The 16,365-nt window shown below is 47.9% G+C and carries 15 protein-coding genes; 1 reads left to right on the top strand and 14 read right to left on the bottom strand.

Annotated features, from left to right (window positions below):
• Nucleotides 1-7: 7 nt before the first annotated feature.
• On the bottom strand, nucleotides 8-649 hold the full coding sequence (locus OO774_RS08000) for a dienelactone hydrolase family protein (RefSeq protein WP_264906016.1): 642 nt from the start codon (nucleotides 647-649) through the stop codon (nucleotides 8-10).
• Nucleotides 650-934: 285 nt separating this feature from the next.
• Between OO774_RS08000 and OO774_RS07995 the strand changes: the two genes are divergently transcribed.
• Nucleotides 935-1,756, top strand: coding sequence for a DNA-binding transcriptional regulator (locus tag OO774_RS07995; protein ID WP_264906015.1), 822 nt, complete (start codon nucleotides 935-937; stop codon nucleotides 1,754-1,756).
• Between the two features lie 49 nt (nucleotides 1,757-1,805).
• Here the strand turns inward: OO774_RS07995 and OO774_RS07990 are convergent, their stop codons facing one another.
• The 13 genes from OO774_RS07990 to OO774_RS07930 all read right to left on the bottom strand — a co-directional run bounded on the left by OO774_RS07990 (nucleotide 1,806) and on the right by OO774_RS07930 (nucleotide 16,363).
• A complete protein-coding gene (locus OO774_RS07990; protein WP_264906014.1) occupies nucleotides 1,806-3,164 on the bottom strand; it encodes an MFS transporter in 1,359 nt (452 codons plus the stop codon).
• Between the two features lie 92 nt (nucleotides 3,165-3,256).
• Nucleotides 3,257-4,270: a 4-hydroxy-2-oxovalerate aldolase gene (gene dmpG, locus OO774_RS07985; protein ID WP_264906013.1), complete on the bottom strand. Its 1,014-nt coding sequence runs from the start codon at nucleotides 4,268-4,270 to the stop codon at nucleotides 3,257-3,259.
• An 11-nt stretch (nucleotides 4,271-4,281) separates the two neighbouring features.
• Nucleotides 4,282-5,217, bottom strand: a complete 936-nt coding sequence (locus OO774_RS07980; RefSeq protein ID WP_264906011.1) for an acetaldehyde dehydrogenase (acetylating) — start codon at nucleotides 5,215-5,217, stop codon at nucleotides 4,282-4,284.
• Nucleotides 5,214-6,014 carry a 2-keto-4-pentenoate hydratase gene (gene mhpD / locus OO774_RS07975; RefSeq protein WP_264906010.1) on the bottom strand — a complete coding sequence of 267 codons (801 nt, stop codon included), beginning with the start codon at nucleotides 6,012-6,014 and terminating at the stop codon, nucleotides 5,214-5,216. Before mhpD ends, OO774_RS07980 begins: the two co-directional genes overlap by 4 nt.
• A 10-nt stretch (nucleotides 6,015-6,024) precedes the next feature.
• Nucleotides 6,025-6,888, bottom strand: a complete 864-nt coding sequence (locus OO774_RS07970; protein WP_264906008.1) for an alpha/beta fold hydrolase — start codon at nucleotides 6,886-6,888, stop codon at nucleotides 6,025-6,027.
• Complete coding sequence (locus OO774_RS07965) at nucleotides 6,881-7,870, bottom strand: 3-carboxyethylcatechol 2,3-dioxygenase (protein WP_264906007.1); 990 nt, start codon at nucleotides 7,868-7,870, stop codon at nucleotides 6,881-6,883. The genes OO774_RS07970 and OO774_RS07965 overlap by 8 nt, the downstream gene beginning before the upstream one ends.
• Nucleotide 7,871: 1 nt before the next feature.
• Entirely contained in the window at nucleotides 7,872-9,557 is a 1,686-nt protein-coding gene (locus OO774_RS07960; RefSeq protein ID WP_264906006.1) for a bifunctional 3-(3-hydroxy-phenyl)propionate/3-hydroxycinnamic acid hydroxylase, read from the bottom strand.
• 749 nt (nucleotides 9,558-10,306) lie between these two features.
• On the bottom strand, nucleotides 10,307-10,834 hold the full coding sequence (locus OO774_RS07955) for a chromate transporter (RefSeq protein WP_264906005.1): 528 nt from the start codon (nucleotides 10,832-10,834) through the stop codon (nucleotides 10,307-10,309).
• A gap of 2 nt (nucleotides 10,835-10,836) precedes the next feature.
• Complete coding sequence (locus OO774_RS07950; protein WP_264906004.1) at nucleotides 10,837-11,421, bottom strand: chromate transporter; 585 nt, start codon at nucleotides 11,419-11,421, stop codon at nucleotides 10,837-10,839.
• Nucleotides 11,422-11,447: 26 nt separating this feature from the next.
• Nucleotides 11,448-12,317, bottom strand: coding sequence for a DUF5718 family protein (locus tag OO774_RS07945; protein WP_264906003.1), 870 nt, complete (start codon nucleotides 12,315-12,317; stop codon nucleotides 11,448-11,450).
• Nucleotides 12,307-13,545 (bottom strand): allantoate amidohydrolase, encoded by a 1,239-nt coding sequence (locus OO774_RS07940; RefSeq protein WP_264906002.1) that lies wholly within the window; start codon nucleotides 13,543-13,545, stop codon nucleotides 12,307-12,309. The genes OO774_RS07945 and OO774_RS07940 overlap by 11 nt, the downstream gene beginning before the upstream one ends.
• Before the next feature lie 23 nt (nucleotides 13,546-13,568).
• The gene (locus OO774_RS07935; RefSeq protein ID WP_264906001.1) at nucleotides 13,569-14,798 is read right to left on the bottom strand and encodes an alanine--glyoxylate aminotransferase family protein; all 1,230 of its coding nucleotides are present in this window, start codon (nucleotides 14,796-14,798) and stop codon (nucleotides 13,569-13,571) included.
• Nucleotides 14,798-16,363: a gamma-glutamyltransferase family protein gene (locus OO774_RS07930; protein ID WP_264906087.1), complete on the bottom strand. Its 1,566-nt coding sequence runs from the start codon at nucleotides 16,361-16,363 to the stop codon at nucleotides 14,798-14,800. Before OO774_RS07930 ends, OO774_RS07935 begins: the two co-directional genes overlap by 1 nt.
• Nucleotides 16,364-16,365 lie beyond the last annotated feature (2 nt).

Below are 16,365 nucleotides of genomic sequence, written 5' to 3'. Positions count from 1 at the left end.
TGACGGATTATTCGCTAAAACACTTCTGAATAAATTCCGCCGCAGCCTTGGCTCCCTCTGGGGAAATAGTATGTTGCGTGTGATCTTCATAACGAGCTTCCACGTTAAACCCTAAGTCCGTCAATTGCTGTTTCGCTTTTTCACTTTCTGACCATGGAATAACAGGATCACTTTTTCCGTGCACAAGAAACACGGGTGTCTGGTAATTTTTTTCATGAGGTTGAGGAGAAGAAAGACGCCCCGAGAACGCGACAACTCCCGCCAGCGGATAGCGACTACGCACCAACGCATCTAAAGACATAATCGATCCCTGTGAAAAGCCAACAAACACGACCTTGTCTCTGTCCGGATCAATGCCTTGCTCGGAGAAAATCCGGTTAATCGTCTCATCAAAACTCTTTCTGGCTTGATAAATTCGTTGCGGGCGATTTTCAGACGTCACTCCAATCAGACTAAACCATTGAAACCCTTCTCCACCCTGATCAAAATGAAACGGCGCGTCAGGAGACAAAAATACCGTATCCGGCAGTACAGGCTTCCAGAAATCACCCAGCGCACTTAAGTCTTTACCATTGCTTCCGACACCGTGAAGCAAAATCACCACTTGTTTCGACAAAACGATTAATCCTTTATACTGTTTTATATCCATACTAACCCAAGTCATTGCAATCATTAAATTAGTTTTAACCCATGGTTAACAACACAATGCTTATTTCTTAAACTCGATGCCAATCAATGACATCCTGATTTATTACTTTACGCTGGTATCAGGTATCGTTGAGTGACTCTTTCAGGGAATCCTGCATTGCAACCGTACGAACAAGTTCCCCTACTTTGCCGATAGATGAAGATGGATTAACGCCACATAGCGCAACGTCCTAGCCAGTAAAATCATTTATTCTGGAACGCAACGTCAAACAAGCTGTAATCTTTCATGAGCCAAGACCAATCATCTAACTATAAAACCGTCCAGGGGTTAACCCGTGGGCTATACCTGCTCAATATACTTAACCGTCTTGATGGTGGTGCAAGCGTACGTCAGCTCTCTGAGTTAAGTGGAATTCACCGAACGACCGCCAAACGTATACTCGAAACCCTCAAAAGGGAGGGTTATGTCCGTTACAGCGACTCGGATAATAGCTTCCGTTTGACCATGAAGGTGCGAGAGTTAAGTGAAGGATTTCGAGATGAACAATGGATCTCTGCAGTCGCTGCTCCCTTACTTGGAGGTTTACTAGAAAAAGTGGTCTGGCCCACCGACATTACGACTTTGGATGTCGATGCCATGGTCATCCGCGAAACGACACACCGTTACAGCCGTTTATCATTTCACCGCGCAATGGTAGGACGCCGCTTGCCTATCTTACAAACTGCATGCGGGCTGACGTATCTTGCTTTTTGTCCGCAAAACGAACGGAGCAATATTCTTACCATTCTCGCTGAACGCGATGGCCCTGAATATCAATTGGCCAGAGAGCCACAAGAGTTAGACAAGATACTGCAACATATCAGAGAAAAGGGTTATGGCGAGAATAACCAGAGCTGGCAGCAGGAAAATAAAATCGCGGCAATCGCCGTTCCTATCCATGACGAGGACCGCTTGCTTGGCTGTCTGAACCTGGTTTACATAGCTAAAGCGATGTCGATAGAGAAAGCGGCAGAAAACTATTTGGCAGATTTACAAGATGTTGCTAAACAAATTGAATCAGGCGTTTCAGAAAATACCATTCGTTTTGGTTATCCCGTACAGCAATAAAAAACCAGTCACATGACTGGTTTTTAAGCACACAACATTGTTGGGGTGTTTATATCGCTTCTTTCGCCTTAGTGTGTACTGATACCGGGTCTCGTTTAACGTTGGCCGTTTCTTTAGATAAGTAAACACCAATACCCGTTACTGCACACAACACACAGAACAGCATCGCGATGTAGTGTGTATTTGTGCCACCACCGGCTTGATCAAGTAGGGCCTGAGCGATAATTGGCGTAAAACCAGCACCAATGAGTGAAGTTAACTGATAAGTTAGCGACAACCCAGTGTAACGAGTACGGGTAGTAAACTTCTCACTGATAAAGGCGCCCATTGGTCCATACATCACGGCTTGAATAATTGGGTTGCCGATGATAAAGCCAAGCAACATCATCCATGGGTTGTCATGACTGATCAGCTCAAACATCGGCCAAATCAGAATCATACCCAGTACGACACCAGTAAGCATGACTGGACGACGACCGTAGCGATCGGAAACGGCAGCCATTAAAGGAATGGTGAATATATGCAGCGTATTGGCAATCGTCAGCATTAATAAGGCATCGCTGCGGCTGTGACCAATGGATACCGCGTAAGTAAGCGCAAAGGTCGCCAACAGGGATTGAATAAAAAGTGGAGCGATGCCAGATAAAGTGCCTAAGCCAATCTCTTTCGATGAACTACGGAACAGCTCAACAATAGGTACGCTAGCGGATTCTGATTGTTGTGCTTCTTTAGCCTTTGCCTGTTCGAAGTCAGGTGACTCTGTGACCCTGTGACGCATGTACAAGCCAATCACAACCAGTAATGCCGACAATAGGAATGGTATACGCCAGCCCCAACTCATAAACTGCTCTTCTGGCATTAATGAAAATCCACCTAAAACCAGAGTCGCCAGTACAGCGCCTGAAGGTCCACCTGAAACAGCGATACTGGCGCCCAAACCTTTGGACTTTTTACCCGAGTGCTCCATCGCCATCAGGGTTGCACCAGCCCATTCCCCGCCAACAGCCAGACCCTGCAAAATTCTCAGTGCAAGAAGAGCGATAGGCGCTGCGATACCAATGGTTTGGTACGTCGGTAGCAAGCCAATCAGGATAGACACGATCCCCATCACCATCAGGGTAATGAACAGGATTTGCTTTCGGCCGTACTTATCGCCAAAGTGACCAAAAAGCAGCCCGCCTATTGGTCTGGCAATATAGCCAGTTGCCAAGGTAAGAAACGACAGAATAATACCCATGCTTGGGTCTAAGTCGCTAAAGAACAATGCTGGAAACACTAGACTTGCTGCGCTTCCGTATAACAGAAAGTCATAGTATTCGACGGTTGAACCAAGATAACTTGAAATCACCGCTCGGCGGCTTTCACGTTTTTTCTGTTTCAACTCTGCTTCACGTTTTGGATCAGACATATTCCTCACTCCATGTAGGGATGGCCGGTATCGGCATGGAGTACCGGCTCTTAATATTTATTATTTAATGAGTGTTGTTACAGAGGGAACGACTATCGTTTTTTCAGCAAATCAAGCGCAACATCGACGATCATATCCTCTTGCCCACCGACCATGCGTCGCTTACCTAGCTCAACCAGAATATCCACGGTATTCAGACCGTAACGTTCTGCAGCACGCTCAGCATGACGCAAGAAACTCGAGTAAACACCGGCATAGCCAAGTGCAAGCGTTTCACGGTCAACACGAACCGGGCGCTCTTGCAGTGGTCTCACAATGTCATCCGCAGCATCCATCAATGCATATAAATCGGTGCCATGGTTCCAGCCAAGTTTGTCTGCCGCAGCGATAAAGGCCTCTAGTGGCGCATTACCTGCCCCCGCGCCCATGCCTGATAAACTCGCATCGATCCGGTTACAGCCCTCTTCAACCGCCACCAAACTGTTAGCGACACCCAAGCTCAAATTGTGATGAGCGTGAATACCGGTTTCGGTTTGCGGGTCCAACACCTCTTTCAGTGCGCGGAAGCGATCACGAATGTCCTGCATGGTCATCGCACCGCCCGAGTCCACCACGTAAATACAGGTAGCGCCGTAGCTTTCCATTTTTTTCGCTTCCAGCGCTAAGTTCTGTGGCGAGGTCATGTGGCTCATCATTAAAAAGCCAACCGTATCCATATCTAGCTTGCGGGCATGTTCAATGTGCTGACGGGATACATCCGCTTCGGTACAGTGCGTCGCAACACGTACGATCCGCGCCCCTGCGTTATAAGCGTTATCAAGATCGTGAACACTACCAATTCCCGGCAGAAGTAACGTCGCGACTTTAGCGTGACTCAACTCTTCAGCAACCGCCTCAATCCACTCGAGATCGGTATGAGAGCCAAAGCCATAGTTAAAACTAGAGCCTTGTAAGCCGTCACCATGAGCGACTTCGATAGAGTCAACTTTGGCGGTATCAAGCGCACGCGCTATCGATTTAACTTGCTCAATGGAATACTGGTGACGAACCGCATGGCAACCATCACGCAATGTCACATCTGAGATATACAGTTTTTGTTCATTCATGAGGGTATTCCTTATTGGTTCAGACAAGATTGAGCGATACGTTCTGCGGTCGCCATGGCCGCACAAGTCATAATATCGAGGTTGCCAGCATAAGCAGGGAAATAATGAGCAGCACCTTCGACCTCAATAAAGGCGGAGACTTTAAGCCCACTGAACTTACCGTAACCCGGAAGCGTAACTGGCTTGTCTTCGCAAATCGATTCAAACTGAACCGCTTGTTTTAGACGATAACCCGGCACATAGCTTTGAACCGCGCTGACCATTTCTTCGATTGATGCACGGACTTTGTCTTCATCCTGGCTATCGCATAATACGTGTACGGTATCGCGCATCATCAGAGGAGGCTCTGCCGGGTTAAGAATGATGATCGCCTTGCCTTTCTTCGCGCCGCCCACCGTTTCAATGGCTTGAGAAGTGGTTTCGGTAAACTCGTCAATGTTAGCGCGAGTACCCGGCCCTGCCGATTTGCTGCTGATCGATGCAATAATCTCTGCATAATGCACGGTGGCCACTTGTGCTACAGCCGCGACAATAGGAATCGTTGCCTGCCCGCCACACGTCACCATATTCACGTTGTTCTTCGATAGGTTTTGCTCAAGGTTTACGACGGGTACGCAATAAGGACCGATCGCAGCCGGGGTTAAGTCAATCAGCTTAATTCCCGGTTTTGCCTCACGCAGAAGGGCATCATTACTGACGTGCGCGTTAGCCGACGTCGCATCAAAAACGATATCGATGTCATTAAACTCTGGCAATTTGATCAAACCTTCCACACCCTCATGCGTAGTGGTGACTCCCATTCGGCGGGCTCTCGCCAGGCCATCAGATTCTGGGTCAATCCCGACCATGACACTCATGGTTAGATGTTGGCTATTGCGCAGCACTTTTATCATTAAGTCTGTGCCGATGTTGCCTGAGCCAATAATCGCTACCTTCATGGTTTTCATTTTTCACTCTCCTGTTGTTCGGTAAAGGAGACTGACACTCGACCAACTCCTGTTATTTCGGCATCAAATCTGTCACCTGGCTGCACCGCTGCCATCGGACCTAACGCGCCTGTCAATACCACATCGCCAGCACGTAATGGCTCACCGAATGCGCTCATGGTACGAGCCAGCCAAACTGCTGCATTTAATGGGTTACCAAGACACTCTGAGCCATCACCTTGAGATACGACTTCGTTGTTGCGTGACATCGTCATGGTTGCGCCGCGAAAATCCAGACCGTCTACTGTACGCGCTGGTCCGCCCAACACATACAAGCCACTGGAAGCGTTGTCCGCCACGGTATCAACAAACTTAATATCCCAGTCACGAATACGGCTACCAACGATTTCTAAAGCCGGTACTACCCAGCCAATCGCGTCCATCACTTCGGCAATAGTCGGGTCACTTTGCGGTAAGTCTTTCGCCAAAATCAGTGCGATTTCCGCTTCAATTTTTGGCTGCAAGACCGCTTCATATGGCACCACTTCATTGTCACCGACACACATGTCGGAAAACAGAGTGCCAAAGTCCGGTTGATCAACGCCCAGCTGTGCCTGAACCTTAGGGTTAGTCAGACCGATTTTACGCCCGACGATGCGACGACCTTGCTCGACCGCTACGGATACATTCATACGTTGGATAGCGTAAGCTTGCTGTACACCAGCGCCTTCGATCTCGTCACGCAGTGGAGAGATTGGCAGGTTTTGCAGCTCTGCTTCACGCAGTCTCTGTGCCAGTTGTTCTATCTTGTCAGACATGGTTCTCTCCTTAATGCTTAATGAAGTCGACAACCAATCGGTTGAACGTATCAGCATGCTCCCACTGCACCCAGTGACCGCACTGGTTGAAAACGTGCAGTTGCGCCTGAGGGATGCCTGCCATCAAACGTAAGCTGGTATCAAACGGAACAAAACGGTCCTGACGACCCCAAACGACCAGAGTATCGGCTTTAATCTCGCCTAATCGAGCAGAGAAATCCGGGAACTGTTTTGGATTGGCTTCGATGCTTTTAACGAAGTTATCAAGATGATCTTGGCGAGCCAGGATATTGTTCAAACGCGTCTGGAATAGTTCTTCAGTCAGGTCGCTGGTATCAAACACGAAGATATCCATCATCTCTTTAAGATTTTCGATAGTTGGCTCGCGGTAAAGTTGATTTAGGCGCTTAATACCTTCTGCTGGCATAGGGGTGAACAAGCTAGCACCGCCAGTACCACCACCCATCAGAATCAATTTACCTACGCGTTCTGGGTACGAGAGAGTGAATGCGACCGCCGAGTGCCCACCCATGGAGTTACCGATTATATGCGCGCGCTCAATATCCAGTGCATCCAGCACACCTTTCAATGCTGTCGCATTGAGGTCGGAACGAGATTGAGTATTAACAATCGAGTCACTCTTGCCCCAACCCGGACAGTCAAGAAGGATGACGCGATAACCCGCTGCAACTAAAGGCTGTATGTTGCGGTTAAAGTTCGCCCAACCTGTCGCTCCTGGTCCTGAGCCGTGTAGCATGACCACGACTTCACTTCCCTCGCCACAATCGTTGTAATGCAGTTTGAGGTTGAGGTCTCCTTCCTCAATATGAACAAATTTGCTTGTCTCTTGTTCAGTAAAAACTAGATTAGACATTGCTATACTCCTCGTTTACAGCTTTTGCTTTTGTGTTATTTGTTGTGGTTGCACTCATAGAGCCAAATCCGGCGATCCACTCTGGTATCTCGCGGTAATAGCAACCTTCAGGTTTGTAAGGTCCGTAGACAGACAGTGCCGCGCATGCCGCCACCCAGGTTTTCACTTCATGAGTGGACTTACCGGCAATATCTGATAGATCCTGATTGTTCATCGCATCCAGTTTGCTTATGTGCCCATTGGCTAGGTCCTGTATAAAGGTGCGATCCCAATCGGGGTTTAGTGGATGTAACGTGTTTTGGTCTTGAACAAATTCAACGGCGGCATTAATGACTCGTTGGGTTCGTGCAATACGCTCATCCTCAGGAAGATAGCGACCGCTGCCTTTTAATCGGTCTGCGATATGCTCGTTGGCAGTGGCTAGCTCAGGTACTGGCGGCTGGTGCGATAAACCGCCGGAAGCCAGAAATAGCACGCGCTTGTTTAAGCTCTTGGCGTATTCACCGATGGCTTCACCCAATAAGCGAGCACGCTGAAAACCAGGCATTGGAGGCGCAACACCGTTGATGAACACTGGGATAACCGGAACGCGATCAAGACTGCCTAACAGAAACTCCAGAGGTTGAGCGAAACCGTGGTCTACTTGCATGTTGTAAGAAACCGCTGCGTCCACCCCTTTCGCTAATACATACTGCGCACACCCTTCAGCAAGCTCTTGAGGTACGTTTAACGGTCCCGCTAAAGTACCAAAATCACCAATCGCATGAGCGGCCGTTCCGATACAAAACGACGGCATAACATCGTAGAAAAATCCGTTGTAATGATCAGGGGAAAACAAGATCACCAACTCTGGTTCAAACTCATCAATGCGCTTTTTAGCGTCCTCAATAACGCTATTAACCTCACTGAGAACCTCTGGTGCCGGGTCAAAGTGACCAACCAACGGTGTATGCGACAAACAGTGCAAATAGACGTTACTCATATCACGCTACCTTCTTGTCGTGCGCACCTACTTTCGATGCAGTTTCACGCAGAACAGTAGTTGTGCTGAGCGCTTTACGTACTTGTTGGCAGACTGAGTTGATCGACTGTGGAATAGCAATACTCGCAACGAATCGATCAGGTCGGATAATGGCGACAGAAGCTGGGTAGCGACCGAACCAATCTTTCAGCGCATAGGTTTCATCTCCAACACAAAGCACATCTGGATGTGTCTGGATCTGAGACTTAAGCTGCACTGAAGGAACTACTTGAATAAACTTGGTACCGAGTTGCTGCCAGTGTTGGATCTCTGCTTCACTCAATCCCTGCATTGGGTCGGTGCCCCATGCGATGATTGCGAAGCTTTGACCGATGACATCATCAAGTTTGCTGATCTCATTACCCACTCGAACCATAGGCTGAATAAACAGTTTGCCCACCGGTGAGTCTTTAAGTGCAGGCTTAGCTTCAACAACCACACCCTGATGATACTTAGGCATTGGTTTAAAGCGCATTTCGACAAAGTAACGCTTAACTGGTGGCACATAATTCAACAGCCAGGATACGCCATCACGTAACGTTGCCTGCCATTTTTTAGCTGGAGCCAGTACCTTACCGGCTAAAACTGACAGATCGATCATCGCTTTCGCATGGTCACGACGTTCTTGTTGATAGGTGTCTAATAAACTTGGGGCCGCCAGCCCTTTAACCACTAGAGACAGTTTCCACGCCAGGTTATTCGCATCACGCATACCTGAGTTGTAACCCTGCCCCTGCCAAACTGGCATAATGTGCGCCGCATCGCCTGCTAGCAGGATTCGACCTTCACGGAACTTTCCCGCAAGACGAGCATTATGGGTGTAAACACGTTGACGGATAAATTTGATGTTTTCTGTTGATGGCAACACTTTGCTCAACAGGCGATCCATGTTTTCTGGCTTGCTGAGTTCCTCTTCAGTTTCACCCGGCATGACCATAAATTCAAAGCGACGAATGCCTTGTGGCAATGCTGCGGATACATATGGACGTTCGGCGTCACAACATAGATAGATGTTAGGCGTACCAATTGGATCATTTTCCAGATCCATAACGATCCATTGGTTTGGGGCGGTTTCACCATCAAACGAGATGTTTAGGTTACGACGGACAAAGCTATTACCGCCATCACATGCAATCATGTACTTGGCAGAGACTTGTTCTTCTTCACCTTTATCGTTAGTAAGGTTTGCCCATGCACGTTCATCATCTTGACCAAAATTAACCAATTCACGTGAGAACAGCACATTGACATTCGAAAATCGCTCTAAGCCATCATAAAGGGCTCGATCGGCCTTTGGCTGAATAAAAGCGTTTCTTCTCGACCAACCAAACTCGTTAGTATTTGGTTGAATATCGGCAAAACAACGGCCTTTCGGGGTGAGGAAGCGCATGGCATGATATGGCGTTGTGTAAGGGACTACTTCTGAAGCTAACCCTACTGCCTGAAACGTTCTTAGACTCTCATCATCAATACCAATCGCGCGTGGGTAATTGATAAGTGTAGGCAGTTGTTCAATTACCGTTACGTTAATGCCTTGGGCGCCAAGATAGTTCGCAATCATTAAACCAACTGGACCAGCCCCAATAATCATCACTTCTGAATCATAATAGGCAGTCGAGACTGTGCTTTGGGAAGTGGATACTGTCACTTTGAATTCTCCAGGTACGTTCAAGTTATCGGAACCCTATTTGATCACGTAGATCGCTAGGGAAAAGCCTACCCATTCGCGTTCTGAAGGAGTCAGGCCGTGTAAATGTTTTTATTTTGTTACTGAAACGTACATGCAGAGCGGCTATATCCACAACCGCAACTCAACTTTAGGTGCACATAGTGCACTATGTTGTTTTAACTTGTTTTTATATAATTACACCTCGATAAATTGGGCTATGAGCACAGCTAAATTGAGCAGATTTCGCCAATATTTAGTGATGCAAATCTCGATTTTTAAGCGAGCAAGTTACATGTCTGTAACAGCAAGGAGACAGATAATGATGAGAAGTTGTAATGCAAAGGGAGGTGTAATCCCGTTCACTTAATAGTGAGCAGAATATTCCAGTCTACCGTTATTGTGGACAGCGACGAAGAGGCGTGATTCAGGATCTTCTAGCAGAGCACTTGGTGATCAAAGGTATTTCTCTATATTCTCAGTGCGCGGATACTAGATTCCTAGTCTCGCTAAGGCTCGCTGGAATGACTCTATAAGAGTCTTTAAGTGCCTGGTATTAAAGCAGAAGTGTCAGTTTTGTTAGAAAGACTAGCAAGTGGTGAAAAAGTTTGTCGGATTGGCGATGAAGTGAGTTTTGAAGATAAGAATTAAGGATGCGTTAAAAACTGGGCCGATACACGTTTGTATCGGCCCAGTTAAATATTTACACAGTCTGTTTAAACAAGCGCAAACTACAGCAAGAAGGCACCATAGGCTAAACTTGCGCAAATCACATAAGTTGGATGGACTTTGAATTTTTCCAGACACAGACCCGCGACGACAAATAGCAACGCAAAATGTCCCCAGCCAGCCTCACCACCAGACATGATCAGCTTGTAGCTCAGCAATAGCATCAAAGTGAAAATGATCGGCAGTACCCATGCACCTAACGCTTTTACTTTTGGCGAGTTGCGGTATTTGTACAGCACACTCATCGCAAGTACCATGATGATGATGGTAGGTGCTACCGTCGCGAACACGGCGATACATGCGCCAATCGTTCCACCAACTTCATAACCGATGTAGCCCGCCATTTTTGTCGCAATCGGACTTGGAAGCGCGTTACCTAAAGCGAGGACTTCGGCAAACTGACTGGCATTCATCCAACCATACTGGCCAACCACTTGTGCCTCGATTAGAGGAATGATTGCAGGACCACCGCCATAACCGACAATGTTAGGAATAAAAAATGCTAAGAAGATATCGATATAAAGTTGCATGCTTATCCCTTTTTATTTTCTGGTTTTAGGTTTTGCTCTGCGGCACTAGGCTTTGGGTCTGGTTTCACCAATACTGCAAGTAGCACTGCCGCTACAACCAGCCCCGGATGAACACCCAATACCACAATAAACAAAACAGACAGCGCAATACCAATACCGGTTGCAATTGCACCGAGTGCTTTATAACCCTTGAGCAAGAAATCATAAGTCAGCTTGGCCATCATCCACGACACAACCGGTAAAACCCCTTGAGCCATACCCGCTACCCATGGCTTATCGCGGTACTCGTTGAGTAAACCTAAACCCGCAATCATGACGATAATCAGTGGGATAATTGTCATGAAAACTGCATTGATACAGCCTATCTTGCCACCCACTTTATAGCCGATATAACCCGCCATTTTAGTCGCAATTGGGCCAGGTAGCGTGTTGCCAATGGCGAGTACGTTGGCAAACTCGTCGTCACTCATCCACTTATAATTGTCGACCACTTCTTTATGAACCAAAGGGATCATCGTGGGGCCGCCGCCGAATCCAAACAAGCCAATGCGAAAGAATGCGCTGGCCAGATCTCGTTGTGTTTTCATCGTTCTTTGTTACCTTGCTAATTATTTTATTGTTTCTTATAAACCGTTTGCGCTAACCACATCATACTCGAAGCAGTTAGCCACTGATCTGGTGGACAGTCTATCATGGCCTCAATATCACTTAACTGGTGCTCTCTGTCATCGTATACACAAACAACTACCCGGTCACCATCAAGCAACTGATGGTCTTCACCGTACGCTGTATAACACGGTGCGCCAATCGCAATAGTAATTTCACTTGGTTGATTCGCTTCAACGAACAAACTGTGCGTATTATGCATAGCGCCATCATCGGCTTGGTTATTGATCGTCTCCACCAGCCAATCCGTCAGGGAGTGGTAGAAAACGTTATACTCCGTCACCGACACATCTTGACTGCACAAGTGCCATTGCCCATTCCGGCTATGAAAGCCGCACAATCTGAGATGATCAAGCGGTGTCTGCTCAGAAAATGAGTCAACAGGAAGCTCTAGTTCGGCAATCCCCTTACTAAAAGCGCCCCAGTTCTTCTTCTCAGCTAGCTTAGATACCGTTTTGTTGCGGTAGGTTGCATCGTTGATTAACGTCAGCGCAAAAGGGGTAAGAGCGGCAACCAAGCCTTGCTCTGTATAGGTAACGCTGCATTTAATCGCAACCTCAGGCTCCATCTGAACCTTGGCATCTTGCTCTTCAGGCAACACCAATTTAGATGAGCTGAAAGGCATCTGTCCGAGATAAGAGTCGCTAAGTTGACGAACAAACATAGGAAACAGCGCTCGTGGGCGCTGTGCTTCCTGCTGTTGGGCTTTTTGCTGTTCGCTGAACGCGGCGATCTCTCCGGTCTGTGCCAAATAACCCGGCGAGTTTCCTGCGATCCCCAGCACAACGGAATGCGTCAGTGGTTGTTTAGTTTCCATCGGTTTCGCGCTCCTGCTGAGCGAGGATCATTTGCGTCAAACATTGCAGAGCAACCGCGACGTCATCCTCTTGAACACTTTCCAGTGGGTTATGACTAATGCCCTTATCGCAACGGACAAACAGCATTGCAACGTCCGTTAAGTGCACCATCGCAAGTGCATCATGTCCAGCACCACTTGGTAGAAATACCGGTTCAGACTCAGTCACTTCCTCAACAATGTCACCCCACTGGCTTTGTAGTGAAGCGTTACACGGCACGGCACTCGCTTGGTACAGCAGTTTATCCGAGAAGCTTACTTCACGGCGCTCAGCAATCGCGTTAAGTGACGTCAGTAGGTCATCACAAGCACGCTCAAGATCTGACTGTTCCAGGCTTCTAACGTCTAAAGTAAAGTTAACCTCACCAGGAATAACATTCACAGAACCAGGTGCGACTTCACATTTACCGACTGTCGCTACGACGTTGTTTTCACTGCCATATTGCTCAATGGCAGTGATCATTTCAGCCACAGCACACAAGGCATCCAAACGCATGTCCATTGGAACTGTACCTGCGTGACCTGCTAAGCCTTTTACTTGAAACTGGAAACGTTTCGCACCGGCGATACCAGTCACCACACCAACAGGCTGGTTCTGAGCTTCAAGTACAGGGCCTTGCTCAATGTGCACTTCCAGGTAAGCCATCACTTCATCTGGCGAACGGCTATCCTTGCCGACCTCTTGCGGAGACAGACCAAATTCAACCATAGCCTGTGACATTGTCACGTCATCGCTGTCTTTCAGGGACAGCCAGTTTTGGTCAAATACACCCGCAACTGCGCTCGAACCAATCAATGTGCTGTTGAAGCGGGTGCCCTCTTCATCGGCAAACGCGACAACATCGACATGAAATGGCAGCTCAACATTCTTGAGCTGCGCCAACGAGGAAATACCAACGAGTATCCCCAGGTTTCCATCATATTTTCCCGCATCTGCAACAGTATCACTGTGAGAGCCGATAATTAGCGTTGGCATGGTAGGGTTGGAAGATACCTTCCTTCCCCACTGGTTCCCAACACTGTCCTGCCATGTTTCAAGCCCGGCTTGCTGCATCCATTCGCCGAGTTGATGGTGCGCCTGCTTATGCTCCAGCGATAAGTAAGTACGCTTTAATCCATCTTGCATCGAGGTAAACGTAGCCAGTTGATCGGCACGTTCCATAATGCGTTGGGCATCCAATTTGCTCATCCTTGATTCACCCTCCAATGGCGTTAAACATATTTTTCCATCGCGGCAATCACTGCCTGGCCCGGAATGATTTTGGCTTTATTGCGGATAAGGATCGCTTCCAGCGCTGCAAGTGTGGTTAATACCGCTTCTTGGCGTGCATTGTAGCCCATGGTACCGATGCGCCAGATTTTGCCGTCCAATGGACCAAATGACGTACCAATCTCAATGCCAAAACTATTAAGCAACTCTTGACGCACTTTGTTGCCATCCACTTCTTTAGGGATGTAGACACCGACAACGTTGTTCATTTTGTACTTCTGGTTACCAAACAGCTCTAAGCCCATCGCTTGCAGACCACACGCCATTGCCTCACCCGCTTGCTTGTGGCGAGCAATCACGTTATCAGCGCCTTCTTCAAGGTAGATGCGGGCACATTCACGTGCTGCGTAAAGCATACTGGTTGCTTCTGTGTGGTGGTTAAGACGTTCAGGACCCCAGTAATCCATGATCATCGACAAATCGAAGTAGTTAGAACGAATGATTTCTTCTTCACCAGCGGTGTGGTGATCTGCACGAATGCCTGCTTCGACGTGTTTACGACGGTTGATAAGGTCCGCACATTGATCGCTCAACGTAATTGGAGAACTACCAGAAGGACCGCCAAGACATTTTTGTAGGCCAGCTGAAACCGCATCAAGATTCCATTCATCGACTTTAAGCTCATTACCAGCAATCGATGCAGTGGCATCACAGTAGAACAACACGCCATGACGTTTACAGATTTCACCAAACTCTGCCAGAGGCTGATTCATGGTTGTTGAAGTATCACCCTGGACCGTCGCCAGTAGTTTTGGCTGAAACTCTTTGATCGCTTTTTCAACCAGTTCCGGTGGACACACTTCACCCCATTCAACATCGATGGTTTGTACTTTTGCGCCAACACGGTTCGCGATTTCAGCCAACAGGTGACCAAAACGACCAATAATAGGGATAAGTACTTTGTCGCCCGGCTTAATGACTGAGACAAGTACCGCTTCGATACCTGAGCGAGCCGTGCCATCTACCAGCATAGTTTGTTGGTTTTGAGTTTCGAATACACCGCGATATAGCGACTGAACCTGCGTCATGTAGCCAGTCATAACCGGATCATACTGACCGATCAAAGCCTGTGAAATGGCTTGATGCACACGTGGATAGGCATTAATTGGGCCTGGACCCATTAGCAAACGTTGTGGTGGGTTCAAAGTTTCAAATAGCGTTTGAGTTGTCATTATCTCTCTCCTAAAAATATATCGCCATCGCTGCGAGGGTCACTCGTTGCGTCTGCCTGTCCTTGCTGATCTAGGGTTATTGCTCCCGCGTGTCCCATCAGCTCGCTCAAGTTTTCAACCTGAGTCACTTGGTGGCCCATCTGCGTTAATGTTTGCCCGTATTCGCTGTACAAGTCTTCTTCAAGTCTTAAGTTGTTTGTCGCATCGCCCCAAGTTCTGCCCAGTAGCCATCGTGGCATAGACACCGCTTGTTGCAGAGACATGTTTTGGTAAATGTGGCGGCTGAATAAACATGCCTGAGTTTGCGGTTGCCCTTCTCCGCCCATGGTTCCGTATACAATGCGGCGGCCATCTTTAAGCTCAGCATAAGCTGGGTTCAGGGTATGGAACGGCTTTTTGCCAGGTACTAAAGCATTGTGATTTTCGCTATCTAGCGAGAAGCTTTTGCCTCTGACGTTCCACATAATTCCGGTTGATGGAAGTACCACACCAGAGCCAAACTCCCAGTAAACACTCTGGATGAAACTCACCATTGTGCCGTATTGGTCGGTTGCGCCCATCCAGATAGTGTCGCCCGGTTTTGCCTGATAAGGCCATGGCTGCGCTTGGGTTAATGAGATACGCTCTGCGCACTCAGCCACCACACTTTCATCTAAGTACTCTTGCAGTGGCTTAGTTAAATAGCGCTCATCGGTAACGACCTTGTCGCGGATGATAAATGCTTGCTTTGTCGCTTCGACGAGCAAATGAATATGGTCTAGTTCTGAGTTTGCTTGCGATGCTAAGCGATCGTATATCGCTAAAATTAATAACGATGCCAATCCTTGAGTCGGTGCACCCAGGTTATAAAGCTGACCTTTTGATGTCTCGACAGTCAAAGGTGTGGTAACCAGCGCATCGTGTTGGTGAAAGTCTTCGATGGTTAACGGGCTTCCTGCCTCTTGCAATTCTTTCGCTGCTTGCGCTGCAATTTCACCTTGGTAGAAGTCATCCAAGCCTACTTCTGCCAATCTTTCCAGCGTTTTTGCCAGAGCTGGGTTGACCACTGTTGCACCAAGTTTTAAGGTTTCACCGTTATCAAGGAACAAACGGCTGAATTCAGCTTCATCTTTTAAGCGCTCAAAGGTTTTTACACTCGCATCGACAAGGCTTTGTGTAACTTCAATGCCGTTTCGTGCAGCGTCAATAGAAGGTTGTAACAGAGTGCTTAAAGGCAGTTTGCCACCGTCGATTTCCAGCGCTTTTTGCCAACCGGCGACTGTACCTGCCATGGTAATACAGGCTTCGCCACCTTTTTCAGGCAGTTCACTTCCCAGTGAGCGGTAGTAGTCAGGGTCGATTGATAGTGCCGCCGCTCCACACGCATCGATTGCAACTGGCGCTTCTCCCGGTTTACTGATTAACCAAAAACCGTCACCGCCAATACTGTTCATATGCGGGTACTGCACTGCAATCATTGATGCAGCCGCGACCATTGCTTCAGCAGCCGTTCCGCCTTTTTCTAAGATTTGTTTTCCCACTTCCGTTGCTTTGTGATGTGGGGCGGTAAATGCGGTTTGAAACACCA

It is taken from the genome of Vibrio sp. STUT-A11 (assembly GCF_026000435.1).
GTDB lineage: Bacteria > Pseudomonadota > Gammaproteobacteria > Enterobacterales > Vibrionaceae > Vibrio.
Note: the sequence above shows the minus strand (reverse complement) of the source record. Positions and strands in the feature narration are given on the sequence as shown.